At 44.7% G+C, this 13,024-nt stretch carries 12 protein-coding genes; 6 read left to right on the top strand and 6 right to left on the bottom strand.

Translation table 11 applies throughout. The annotated features are described in order from the left end of the window. Window positions 1-11: 11 nt before the first annotated feature. The 5 genes from trpD to lexA all read left to right on the top strand — a co-directional run bounded on the left by trpD (window position 12) and on the right by lexA (window position 4,634). On the top strand, window positions 12-1,040 hold the full coding sequence (gene trpD, locus AB2J24_RS10495; protein ID WP_367385439.1) for an anthranilate phosphoribosyltransferase: 1,029 nt from the start codon (window positions 12-14) through the stop codon (window positions 1,038-1,040). A 2-nt stretch (window positions 1,041-1,042) separates the two neighbouring features. Then, window positions 1,043-1,855, top strand: a complete 813-nt coding sequence (trpC, locus tag AB2J24_RS10490; protein ID WP_162653844.1) for an indole-3-glycerol phosphate synthase TrpC — start codon at window positions 1,043-1,045, stop codon at window positions 1,853-1,855. Then, window positions 1,855-2,361, top strand: a complete 507-nt coding sequence (gene moaC, locus AB2J24_RS10485; protein WP_367385549.1) for a cyclic pyranopterin monophosphate synthase MoaC — start codon at window positions 1,855-1,857, stop codon at window positions 2,359-2,361. Before trpC ends, moaC begins: the two co-directional genes overlap by 1 nt. Then, the gene (glp, locus tag AB2J24_RS10480; protein WP_367385438.1) at window positions 2,358-3,569 is read left to right on the top strand and encodes a gephyrin-like molybdotransferase Glp; all 1,212 of its coding nucleotides are present in this window, start codon (window positions 2,358-2,360) and stop codon (window positions 3,567-3,569) included. Before moaC ends, glp begins: the two co-directional genes overlap by 4 nt. 348 nt (window positions 3,570-3,917) lie before the next feature. Further along, window positions 3,918-4,634 (top strand): transcriptional repressor LexA, encoded by a 717-nt coding sequence (gene lexA / locus AB2J24_RS10475; protein ID WP_162653841.1) that lies wholly within the window; start codon window positions 3,918-3,920, stop codon window positions 4,632-4,634. Here the strand turns inward: lexA and AB2J24_RS10470 are convergent. After that, window positions 4,615-7,074, bottom strand: coding sequence for a ComEC/Rec2 family competence protein (locus AB2J24_RS10470; RefSeq protein WP_367385437.1), 2,460 nt, complete (start codon window positions 7,072-7,074; stop codon window positions 4,615-4,617). The two genes, lexA and AB2J24_RS10470, sit on opposite strands and share 20 nt — an antisense overlap. Before the next feature lie 230 nt (window positions 7,075-7,304). On the opposite strand from AB2J24_RS10470, the gene gltA reads away from it, so the two are divergent. Next, entirely contained in the window at window positions 7,305-8,594 is a 1,290-nt protein-coding gene (gltA, locus tag AB2J24_RS10465) for a citrate synthase (protein ID WP_162653838.1), read from the top strand. A gap of 30 nt (window positions 8,595-8,624) precedes the next feature. Here the strand turns inward: gltA and lpxB are convergent, their stop codons facing one another. From lpxB to lpxD, 5 genes are read right to left on the bottom strand one after another with little or no spacing between them, the layout of a single operon-like run. Next, the gene (gene lpxB / locus AB2J24_RS10460; protein WP_162653836.1) at window positions 8,625-9,803 is read right to left on the bottom strand and encodes a lipid-A-disaccharide synthase; all 1,179 of its coding nucleotides are present in this window, start codon (window positions 9,801-9,803) and stop codon (window positions 8,625-8,627) included. Continuing rightward, window positions 9,804-10,676: an LpxI family protein gene (locus AB2J24_RS10455; protein ID WP_367385436.1), complete on the bottom strand. Its 873-nt coding sequence runs from the start codon at window positions 10,674-10,676 to the stop codon at window positions 9,804-9,806. Window positions 10,677-10,678: 2 nt separating this feature from the next. Further along, window positions 10,679-11,491 (bottom strand): acyl-ACP--UDP-N-acetylglucosamine O-acyltransferase, encoded by an 813-nt coding sequence (gene lpxA / locus AB2J24_RS10450; RefSeq protein WP_367385435.1) that lies wholly within the window; start codon window positions 11,489-11,491, stop codon window positions 10,679-10,681. Next, a complete protein-coding gene (gene fabZ, locus AB2J24_RS10445; RefSeq protein WP_162653831.1) occupies window positions 11,492-11,962 on the bottom strand; it encodes a 3-hydroxyacyl-ACP dehydratase FabZ in 471 nt (156 codons plus the stop codon). Then, a complete protein-coding gene (gene lpxD / locus AB2J24_RS10440) occupies window positions 11,955-13,019 on the bottom strand; it encodes a UDP-3-O-(3-hydroxymyristoyl)glucosamine N-acyltransferase (RefSeq protein ID WP_367385434.1) in 1,065 nt (354 codons plus the stop codon). Before lpxD ends, fabZ begins: the two co-directional genes overlap by 8 nt. Between the last annotated feature and the right edge of the window lie 5 nt (window positions 13,020-13,024).

The following is a 13,024-nucleotide window of genomic DNA, read 5'->3' as shown; positions in this document are numbered from 1 at the left end:
GGGGAGTTTTTATGTCTGATTTAAAAAGATTTATCGGAATGGTCGCCAACGGCGATAAACTTTCTACGGATGAGTCTCGCCAAGCATTTGATTCCATCATGTCAGGTGAAGCAACACCTTCCCAGATCGGCGGCTTTCTTATGGCGTTGCGTATGCGTGGCGAAACCGTTGAAGAGATATCTGGCGCTGTTGCGATCATGCGTGAGAAAATGCTGCCCGTAAAAGCTCCCGCTGATGCCATAGATATTGTTGGTACTGGCGGAGATGGCTCGGGTACTTATAATATTTCAACATGCACAGCTTTCGTAACAGCAGGCTGCGGTGTAAAAATTGCCAAGCACGGCAATAAGGCCCTTTCATCAAAAGCAGGAACTGCAGATTGTCTATCTGCGCTAGGCCTAAGCCTGGCGTTGGACCCTAAAGGCATTGAAACATGTATTCATGAGGCCGGTATCGGCTTTATGTTTGCGCCAAACCACCATTCTGCCATGCGTTATGTAGGGCCTACACGGGTTGAACTGGGCACACGCACAATGTTTAACCTGCTTGGCCCCCTTTCCAACCCAGCCGGCGTCAAAAGCCAACTTACAGGCGTTTTTGCACCCGAATGGGTAGAACCTCTCGCACATGTGCTAAAAGACCGTGGTTCAAAATCAGTCTGGGTTGTTCACGGCAATGGTCTTGATGAATTGACAACAACGGGTGAATCCCAAGTATCAGCTCTTCTCGATGGACAGATCAAGAACTTTACTGTCTCGCCAGAGGATGCAGGTTTAAAACGTGTTGATCTATCTGCACTTAAAGGCGGAAGTGGTGAAGAAAATGCCACAGCTCTTAGAGGTGTCTTACAGGGCGATAAAAACGCCTATCGAGAAGTTGTTTTGCTGAATACCGCTGCTAGCTTGATTGTAGCACAGAAAGCCGAAACCTTGATTGAAGGCGTTGAAATAGCAGCCAAAACGATTGATAGCGGTGCAGCACTCAATACACTTGAGCAACTTGTTGCAACCTCCAATCGCTTAGCCCCAACTGAAAGCTAAATATGGCTGACATTTTAAAGAAAATCGAAGAATATAAACGCGTCGAAATAGAAGTTGCCAAGGCTAAAATGTCCCTCAGCGATCTAAAGGCAAAGTTCGCCGATGGTGATGCTCCACGTGGATTTAAAGCAGCGCTAGATACAAAAAAAGCCAATGGAGAATTTGGCCTTATTTCAGAAATCAAAAAGGCTAGTCCTTCTAAAGGTTTGATTAGGGAAGATTTCAACCCGCAGGAACTTGCCAAAGCCTACGAACAGGGCGGTGCGTCATGCCTTTCTGTTCTTACTGATACTCCGTCTTTTCAAGGCGCGCCTGAGTTTTTAACTGCTGCAAGAGATGCCTGCGCCCTACCCGCTTTGCGCAAAGATTTCATGTTTGAACCTTATCAGGTCTATGAAGCGCGCGCATGGGGCGCAGATGCAATTCTCATTATAATGGCATGCCTAAGTGACGATGAGGCTAAGGCTTTAGAGGATTGTGCCTTTGAACTTGGTATGGACGCGCTTATTGAAGTGCATGACGAGATCGAGACTGAACGAGCACTCAAACTTGATAGTCGATTGCTGGGTGTCAACAACCGAAATTTACGCACCTTTGAAGTCTCGCTTTCCAATTCAGAACGCTTAGCCGCGATGGTACCCGATGATTACCTGCTTGTTGGAGAAAGCGGCATATTTACTCATGATGATTGTTTGCGTTTACAAAAGTCAGATATCAGCACATTTTTGGTGGGCGAAAGTCTTATGCGCCAAGAAGACGTTACCAAGGCGACTAAAGAGCTTTTAGGGGCAGCCAGAAGAGTTGGTGATAGATGATGACGAACGAGGGCAAACTCACACATTTAGCTGAAGATGGGTCTGCCTCTATGGTCGATGTAGGTGATAAGACTGCGACTACGCGAGAAGCTATTGCGGTTGGTCAAATTAAAATGGCACCTGAAACACTTGCGCTCATTCGCGAGGGTAACCTTAAAAAAGGTGACGTTATCGGCACGGCTCGCCTTGCTGGCATTATGGCTGCAAAACAGACCTCAAACCTGATCCCACTTTGCCACCCGCTACTATTGACTAAAATCGCGGTGAATATTGAAGAAGCACCTGAACTTCCCGGTTTACGCATTACATCTACCGTTCGTCTTTCAGGAAAAACAGGTGTCGAAATGGAAGCGCTGACGGCATGTTCTGTTACATGCCTAACCATCTACGATATGGCTAAGGCGGCGGATAAAGGCATGGAAATCGGTGGCATTCGTCTTGTTAAGAAAACTGGGGGTAAATCTGGCGAGTGGCATGCAGATTTATCGGATAGCGCTACATCATGAGCCTACTTCCCGTTGACGAAGCATTATCAAGACTTCTTAAGGGTGCTGAACCTAAGGGTGAAGAAAAGGTTTCAATCAGCGATGCTCATGGTCGCATTTTAAGCCAGAACATTTCATCCAACCGCGCGCAGCCACCATTTAATGCATCAGCAATGGATGGTTATGCGGTTCGCTATGATGATGCCTGCAAAGCTGGCATGACATTGCGTGTTGTTGGTGAATCCGCTGCAGGGCGAAGTTTCACAGGTGTTGTAAATAAAGGTGAGGCTGTCCGTATCTTCACAGGTGCGCCAGTGCCCGCTCAGGCTAATACGATCCTCATTCAGGAAAACACCAAGATCATTGCAGAAAACGTCATCAAAGTTACTGACCCGGCACAAAAAGATCGGCACATCAGGCTCAAAGGTGTTGATTTTGATGAAAATCAGATGCTGCTGGAAAAATCTCGACGCCTGGACTATTCCGCCCTCACCCTAGCTGCATGTATGAACCAGTCACATATGGCGGTTTTTGAAAAACCAGATGTCTACGTTCTGGCAACGGGTGACGAACTCGTAAAACCGGGCGGAACACCAGATGAAAACCAGATCATTTCATCTAACAGCTATGGCGTTGTGGCCTTATGTTCGAGCGCAGGAGCAAATGCTGTCGATCTCGGAATAGCTACCGATAATTTGGATGATATCAAAACACGCGTGCAAAAAGCAATTGATAGCAAAGCCGATATTCTTGTGACCATTGGTGGCGCATCTGTTGGCGATTATGATTTGGTACAAAAAGCTCTTATCGACATGGGTATGGAGCTTAATTTTTGGAAAATCGCCATGCGTCCTGGTAAGCCACTTATGTTTGGCCAACTTGGTAACATGCGTTTCATGGGATTACCGGGTAACCCAGCATCATGTTTAGTGACGGCCAATTTATTTCTAGCACCGCTTGTTCGAAAGCTTAGCGGAAACCGGGCAACACAAGTCATCCAAAAAGCGAGAACTACAGTTGATCTTACGGAAAACGCCTCCCGACAAGATTATATGCGAGCCCGCATCGAATATGATAAAAATGGAAACCTAACTGCTACCCCATTTTCTCGGCAGGATTCATCTCTGGTACGTGTCTTTGCCGATGCAAATGGTCTTTTGATTCGCCCCCCAAATGCAAAACCGGCGAAAAAGGGCGATACTTGCGACGTAATCTTGTTAGATAGTTGAACTATTTGGAATTAATTTTGCAAAGCAAAACCAAATATTTCTTGTTCAGTAAGAATAGAACAGTGCGATAACAGGCTTACGCAACTCGCTTTAACTAATCATCTATAAATTCATTATATTTTTCAATCATCTACATGTACCGGCTGAACCAAGGATCTGCCAGATTCATCATCTAATATGATCCAATTGTTCAATAACATTTATGTATTCCGTCTATGTTCCTCTTTGTTCAAGTGAAACACGTAATTTCATAGCAATGTTCTTTAAATGTTTTTTAACACTTGCGGAACACATATAGAACATATAAGAATTGTTCTTGATTTGTTTCATTTTGCAAAGGTATATCATATGTTGACCCGTAAGCAGCAAGAGTTATTATTTTTCATTCATGAGCGGATGAAAGAATCCGGTATACCTCCATCATTTGATGAAATGAAAGACGCGCTTGATTTAGCATCTAAGTCTGGAATCCATCGCTTAATTACAGCGCTCGAAGAGCGTGGTTTTATTCGAAGACTCCCTAATCGAGCACGTGCACTTGAAGTTATAAAACTACCAGAGAGCTACCAAAACACATCACCTCCGCCGCGCGGCTTTACGCCAAGCGTTATTGAGGGCAGCAAAGATAGAACACCGACACAGAGTTTGAAGCCTAAAGCATCCAATGATGATAATGCCGGCGCATTAAACGTTCCGGTCATGGGGCGGATTGCCGCGGGTGTTCCCATATCGGCAATACAACACAATACGCATAATGTGGCTGTTCCGGTTGATATGCTTGGATCTGGAGATCATTATGCTCTTGAAGTCAAAGGTGATTCAATGATTGAGGCTGGAATTTTTGATGGCGATACGGTCGTAATTAAAGATACCAACCATGCCACACCCGGCGACATCGTCGTTGCACTTGTTGATGAAGAAGAAGCTACACTAAAACGGTTTCGTCGTAAGGGTGATTCAATTGCTCTGGAAGCTGCTAACCCAGCCTATGAAACACGAATTTTTGGACCTGACCGTGTTAAAGTTCAAGGCAAATTGGTAGGTCTTATTCGCCGCTATCATTAGTTTTGGTATTCAGTTCTGGTGCGTTGGCCTTGAAATTAGTGAGGCCATGGTATTTGACGATTTCACCATTTGGCATTTTGTAGCTGCGGCTTCGCCAGTCGTAATAGCGGTGAGATGTCCAAGGCCGAACGCTATTGTTAATGGCGCTTACAATATTCCAATCGAGGGTAGATTGAGACGTCTTGTCCAGATTGCGATATAGGGCAAGAGAACCTGTTCTTCGCAGTGAATTTTGATCAAGCACCATTACATTCTTATCGCAAGTGCTGTTTTCGTCTTTTAGCCTTGTAGACAAGATTACAATATTTGCGCGATCGCAGGCGATTCTTAAATATCTTTGATCTGTAATTGTTGCGATTTTGACCTCGCTGTTTTCAAAGTAGCAGAATTGACTCGATACACATTTAAACTCCGCAAACGCGGTCTGGTTTGAGAGTCCATCAAACTTGGGCCAAAATTCAACCGCCTCCTCCGAAAGCAACTCCTTGGCTTTCTGCTTATTAGAAAGCTGTATTGGCTTACCTATCTGAAACTTATAGGCATCTAACCATTGATCAAGAATAAACTTTGATGGTCGTGATCGATTAATACTTAACTGGTTTGTATTTGACTTGCGAATTCCTACAAGCTTGCCATCTTCGCTAATCAACATGTCAGGAATTTTGGGGTTTACCATTAACAATCCCAATGCTGAGAACCCAATCAAAGCCAATCCTGTAAAACGCAACTTACTTCTGAAACAGATAAACACAACAAAACCAACGGACGCTAGGAAGCTTGCGATTGGAGACGGCTTCCCGATTGCAATATTGCTGCCTAAACTGGCCACCCACTCTGCAATCATAATAACTATTTCAATTGACCATCCCATTGCCATCAGCGGCCAAGTTTCAAGGCCAAATGGCATGAGTAACACAGAGAGAAGTGCCAGTGGCATGACCAACAACGTGACAATTGGCATGGCAAGAACATTCCCTAGTACGCCATACCCTGCGAACTGATAGAAATGCTGAACAGCGAAGATACCAGTTGCAAGTCCAGCTATGATTGCAGTTGCGGCAAGACCTATAAAAAACCGAACGAGAAATATAAAGCCATCATAGATACCTCCCCTCGAGCGCTCATAGGCTGCAGAAAAATTTGCCCAACCTGTATAAATGGCCACGAGCGCCGCTGCAGCGGAAAATGACATCTGAAAACCAGGTGTCATCACTGCTGATGGTGAGATGACGGTTATAACGATTGCCGCAATTGCTACATTGCGTAATGTAATGGCGGGTCGTTCCATTAATACTGCTAACAATACGATGACCAGCATGATCCAAGCCCGTTGCGCTGAGATCGGAGCTCCAGAAATAGTCAGGTAAGAACTTGCAGCGATGATCGCGCCAAATGCAGCTATTTTTTTCACCGGAAATGACTGCACGAGTGTCGGAAATAAGCTGAGTATTAATCTCAGTGCAAAAAAGAAAGTGCCGGATGCCAGTACCATATGAAGGCCAGATATTGCCAAGACATGAGCAAGTCCTGACGCTCTTAAAGACTCAACAGCACTTTTACTTATTGCTCTTCGATCAGATACGATGAGCGCCGAAGCTATTCCAGCGGCATCCCCATCCAGCTGTTGCCTAATTCGATATGCTATTTCGCTTCGTACCCAATTTACCGAGACCAGAAATTTGGTTCTCAAATCCAATTTAGGAGGTGCAGATAAGACTTCTCTTTCTGGTTTACCGTAAAAAAATCCATAGGCCCCAATATTTTTTTGCAGAGCTGCTGACGAAAAATCATAGCCTCCTGGAAAAACCGGCCCTGACGGCGGCGAAAGTCGCGCGCGTCCTTTTATTGGTTCCCCAACCTCAAAAACCTTATGAGAACTACGTGCAACAAGTTGAATGACAGTCGGGGACCTAAATATTCTTGGATTACTAGTATCAACCACTTCAATTTTATATCGAGGCATATCATTAACCCCGATTTCTTTAGCGATAACAAGACCTTCGACGTTGATTGTTACGGACTGATCCAATATAATAAACTCACCCCGGTGTTCAAAATTGACGGCAATCGCACCAACAATAAATGCCATCCCCAAGCTGACTATATATTTTGACCGGACAGACAAACCATTTATGCAGACACGAATTGTCAAAAGAATTGAAAAGGGCAAAATAAGAGCGGCAATTGGGATGTCATTTTGACGCGTGAAATTAAAATATGCGCCAGCAATGAGCGCAATTGGAAACCAGAGAAATGTATGGCCAAAATGTACTTCTTCATCCAGCCATCTTTGTATTGCAGGTTGTTTTAGCGGCGCCGGAGCAGGTGTCACCAAGCCTCGTATAAACCGATTTAAATCCATATATATAGGGTTTTTAGGAACTTTACGGTCCGCACTCTCCCTCTTATCTATTTGATAATTTTCATCTTCGGTCGACAATGCACCCACTCAACGATTTTCACCGCTCCCTTATGGATACAATGATACCCACGCCCAACTATTGTCAACATTACCTTTGGTTTGCATAAGCGCTCTATACATTGCACTGCACAATATTTATGATAAAAACTTGGCATTGAGATGCAAATCGTATAGCTAATGCACATGATAATTAGAACAGAAAGTCTCGCCATGACTATGGCGATAAGATACGGCAAAAGGGAAAAATTATGACAGATAAAAAAGCGACCTTGAACTTCGAAGGCAAGGAATATGACTTCCCTGTTCGCTCTGGTACTCTGGGCCCTGATGTTATAGATATTAGCGCACTTTACAAGAACACAGATGCTTTTACATTTGATCCGGGTTTTACATCTACCGCATCATGTGATTCAGACATTACATTCATCGATGGTGATAAAGGTGTACTGCTGCACCGCGGTTACCCGATCGAACAGCTGGCAAGTGAAGGTGACTTTCTGGAAGTCTGTTATCTTCTTCTGCATGGCGAATTGCCATCTGCAGAACAAAAACTTGATTTTGACAACCGTGTGACCAAGCATACTATGGTTCATGAGCAAATGTCTCGTTTTTTCACGGGTTTCCGTAGAGATGCTCACCCGATGGCCGTGCTTTGCGGTTGTGTGGGTGCAATGTCTTCATTTTATCATGATTCAACGGATATCACTGATCCACATCAGCGCATGGTCGCGTCTATGCGTATGATTGCTAAGTTGCCAACTTTGGCAGCGATGGCATACAAATACCATGTGGGACAGCCATTCGTTTACCCGAAAAATGATCTTGATTATGCGGCCAATTTCTTGCGCATGTGTTTTGCTGTCCCTTGTGAGGACTACAAGGTGAACCCCGTTCTCGCACGCGCAATGGATCGGATTTTCATCCTTCATGCCGATCATGAGCAAAATGCGTCCACATCAACCGTTCGTCTTGCTGGCTCATCAGGCGCAAATCCTTTCGCTTGTATTGCCGCTGGTATCGCCTGTCTTTGGGGGCCTGCCCATGGTGGTGCGAATGAAGCAGCGCTTAATATGCTTGCCGAAATTGGTTCTGTTGATCGCATCCCTGAATATGTTGCTCGTGCTAAAGATCGCGATGATCCGTTCCGCCTTATGGGTTTTGGTCACCGCGTTTACAAAAACTACGATCCACGTGCGAAAATTATGCAAACAACAACGCATGAAGTGCTTAACGAGTTAGGCATTAAGGATGACCCGCTTCTAGAAGTCGCTATGGAGCTTGAAAAGATCGCCCTGACTGACCCTTACTTCATTGAAAAGAAGCTCTATCCGAATATCGATTTCTATTCCGGCATCACCCTGAAAGCGCTTGGCTTCCCGAAAGAGATGTTCACAGTGCTCTTCGCGCTTGCAAGAACTGTCGGTTGGATCGCGCAATGGAAAGAAATGATCGAAGACCCAAATCAGCGTATTGGTCGCCCGCGACAACTTTATACAGGCCCTGCTGTTCGTGACTACACACCTATAAAAGATCGATAGGTTTAACCTAAAATTTAAGTTTAAGGGACGCTATTTAGCGTCCTTTTTTATATGCGAAATGACGATCTCCGCACCCATTACGCTTGGCGCTCTATCTACCTTCATTTTCTGATGGACAAGACCAAATGCTTCCAGCATTGCCTCACGCTCTAATGTCGGAGATGCCAATCGGTTCAATTTACGAGCCAACGCGCTTGGTCGCAGCATATGGTCAATATATTCGGGTATCACCGGATAACCAGCAATGAGATTAGGTAAGGCGGCTGACCAGGTTTTGATTTTATACGACAGCATTCTCAGCAAGATATCTGTTTTATAGATCGAAATACAAGGTACACCCGCCAGCGCAAGTTCCAACAATATGGTTCCAGATGCTGCAAGTGCTGCATCAGCCTCAGCGAACGCCTTCCATTTATTGGCCTCTCCTGTAACAATATCGACATCAACCGACCAGGCTTTAGTTTCATCCTCTATCTTTGCACGAAATCGCTCTAACGTGGGAATAACAAATTTCGCCGTAGGGTATTGTATCGCCAACTCCTCTGCCGCATCACCCATGACATCGATAAGACGCATGATTTCACTATTGCGAGAACCAGGAAGTAGAAGAAAGGTTTTTGCTTGATCGGTAAGCTTACGTTTTTTCTGAGCAGAGCGAGCTTTGTTCAGTTGTTTATTTTCAACCAATCGATGACCTATGTAGGTAAGTGGGGGACCATTTAACTTTGCAACCACCTCAGGCTCAAATGGGAACACAGACAGCACGTGATTGACATAGGCACGCATTTTTTCCGCCCGTTCCGGTTTCCATGCCCATACTGTTGGACATACGTAATTTATGATGGGAAGGTCGGGAAGTTCTTCATGCACTTTCTTTGCAACACGGTGTGTAAAATCTGGACTGTCTACAATTATTAAGACATCCGGTTGCTGCGAAATAATCGCCTTAGCGGTCTGATTTATGCGCATTAGAAGTTTTGGCAACTGCTTCAAAACAGCACCTATTCCTATCAATGAAAGCTCAGAATAATCAAAAAACGAGGTAAGCCCCTCCTCTTCTAATCCCTCGCCACCGACGCCAATCAATTCGAGTGCTGTATCTGTCTTCTTAAGTTGAAATTTTATTTCATGCACAAGATCCGCGGCCAAGTGATCACCTGATACTTCGCCCGCAATAACGGCTAACTTTATCCCACCCAGATTGCTCATCTATGCAACATCGCGTTCAGCGCCCAAAATAAAAAGTCCCTCTTTATCAGCGGTTTTGATTGTTTTGTCTCTGTGTAAGATAAAAGATTTACCTGCTTCAAGAACAATCCCAGCTAGTCCGGCACGCTTCGCATGCTCTATGGTTTCAGGGCCAATGGTGGGTAAATCTGCCCGCATATCTTGCTTTGGTTTGCAAAATTTGACCAACACTCCCTTTTTACCGTTTGGAAGGCGTCCGGCCTTCCGTAAACCTTCAACACGAGAGAGCATTGCATCGGTACCCTCAAGCCCCTCCAACGCTACCACACGGCCACTGACAGCCACAGCAGCCTGCCCTATATCTAGCTCACCTAGCTTAAGTGCAGCTTCAATAGCTACCTTCATATCACTCTTAGCTGTCTTATCTGCACTATGCGTACCAATAGTACCAATGTCTGCCAGCAAATCAGGAACGATCTCATGAGCGCCTACAACCTTGCAACCTTGCGCTTCAATCAGCTCAATAAAGCCACGCAGAAGCGCATCATCTCCGCCTGAGATAATTTTCCGAATTATTGATGGTAATGCCAGGATAGTGTTTAGCGATGGGCGAACCTGTGAAATTTGCGGGCGTTTCTTAACACCGCCAGCCATAACAATTCGCTTGATACAGCGCTGTGTAATCTGCTGTTTTAAGTATGAAAAATCACCAACTTGAAAAGCTGTCGTTTCAAATCCGTCCCAGTTTTGGTCAGCTTCGCCAACAAGTTTAAACACAAATGGATTCTCACCAATATCTTTTGCGGCCAGCGCAACATCAAACGGAAGTTGTCCGTAGCCAGCAATAATTGCTAATCGGCCGTCGCTTTGAGAATTTGGCGACGTAGATGCCATTGTCAGCCTCTTTTCCGATCTTGAGGAGGGAATAGAAAACCCCGCTTACTATCAACCGAGACAAAATCAAAAATATCTTTTTCCAGGCTATTCATCTTGGATGCTTTTGCCTGCTCTAGCCGATCTTTGAAGTGCCCCACCCCTTCAAACATATGTTTATAGAAACGCCTTATCGAAAGAATGTCGGACCGGCTAAAACCTGAACGGCTAAGTCCAATAACATTCAGACCCATAAGTGAACCAGGAGCGCCAGTTACCATTCCAAATGGTATAACGTCATGATTTGCCAGTGACAAACCACCCATAAAAGCATGGTGTCCAATACGAACAAACTGGTGCGCAGCAGCCCCGCCGCCCATAATGACATTGTTCCCAACCTCAACATGTCCGCCAAGCATCACATTATTTGAAAGGATAACATTGTTCCCAACACGACAATCATGCGCGATATGGGAATATGCGAGGAAAAGACAGTCGTTGCCAACTATAGTTCTATTACCAGCGTCAGGCATACCTGTGTTCATCGTCACGCCTTCGCGAATAGTACAACGCTCACCAATGATCAGCTGAGTATCTTCACCATTATAATGGATGTTTTGCGGGTCACCACCCAAAGCAGCCTGCGGAAAAATGAGTGTGTCTGCACCAATCTTAGTATTCCCCATAACGGATATATGGCTTTTAAGCTCTACATTTTTACCAATTTGAGCTTTTGACCCAATCATACAAAAAGGACCGACCTTAACGCCATCCGCCAAAATAGCACCATCTTCCACAATCGAAGATGGGTGAACTTGCGCTGAAGCTGAAATCATCTACTTGCCTTCTTCATTGGCAACAAGCATGGCACCAATATCAGCTTCCGCAACTTTTTTGCCGTCTACAATACCTTCACAATGGAACTTCCAAATTGTTCCACGTTGTTTGATTTTTTTGACGTGTATTTCCAATCGATCACCTGGGACAACTGGCTTTCTAAAGCGGCAATTATCAATAGTCATAAAGTAAACGACATCTGCCTCTACGCCAGAATTCATGACGCAAATCGCGCCAGATGTTTGCGCCATAGCTTCAACAATCAGCACTCCTGGCATAACAGGTTGCGCAGGAAAATGGCCCGTAAAGTGCGGTTCGTTCATAGTCACGTTTTTAATGCCAACCGCCGAACTGTCTCCATCAATATCAATAATTTTATCAACAAGAAGAAATGGATATCTATGTGGAAGCAGTTCCATAATTTTCATTATGTCAGCTGTTTCTAAAGCGTTTTGATCAGAATCACTCATTTGAATCTCCATCTTTATTGTATTTTCCTCGCCCAAAGGCTCTTGCATTGATTTCAGCTACATCACGCAAAAAGGCCTTCATCGGCCTTGCAGGAATTCCGCCCCAAATGGCGCCAGCCGGAACATCGGCTGGAACAGCACTTTTTGCAGCAATTTGTGCACCATCACCAATGGTAATATGACCATTTACGCCAACATTACCGCCTAGGGCGACAAAGTCACCGAGTGTCGCGCTACCTGCAATTCCAACCTGTGAAACAATCATGCAATTGCGCCCGATTGTTACATTGTGACCAATCTGCACTAGGTTATCAATTTTAGTCCCCTCGCCGATGACCGTATCATCTAAGGCACCACGATCAATTGTCGTATTCGCTCCAATCTCGACATCATCTTGAATGATAACTCTACCAATCTGGGGAATTTTTAGATGCGCTGTTTTTGTTGTTATATATCCAAAGCCATCCTGACCAATACAAGCTCCTGCGTGAAGAGTAACTCGGTTGCCAATTAAACTGTTTTGCAGTGTTACATTTGGGCCAATGGAACATAATCGACCTATCTTGCAGCCTTGTTCAATAACCGTATTCGCGCCGATGACACTGCCTTCGCCGATAGATACATCGGCACCTATGATAACGCCCGCACCTATATGTGCACCTGTTTCCAATCTTGCTGTTTCATGTATGATAGCATTCGCAGAGATTTTGTTCTCAACATTTTGGATAATTGCAGTAGAAGCGTCTGGATAAAAAAGAGCGATTGTCTGGGTAAAGGCCAGTTGCGGATTTACAACAATAAGAGCAATAATATGTTCAGGAATCTTTGACGCCAAAGCCTTTGTACAAAATACAAATCCAGCGCTTGTTTTATCTAATAAATTCAGAGATTTACGCGATCTAATAAATGTAATTTCAGAACGATTAGCACGCTCTATTGGCGCAACATCTGAAACATACAAATCAGGTGAAAGTTCCTGCTCAACCTGCGCATTGGTAATTTCAATTATTTTTGCTACGGGCAAGTTATCCGAACAAGCGAAAAAAGAATTACCCATTGCAA

Origin of the sequence: Lentilitoribacter sp. EG35 (genome assembly GCF_040784015.1) — a bacterium.
GTDB lineage: Bacteria > Pseudomonadota > Alphaproteobacteria > Rhizobiales > Rhizobiaceae > Lentilitoribacter.
Note: the sequence above shows the minus strand (reverse complement) of the source record. Positions and strands in the feature narration are given on the sequence as shown.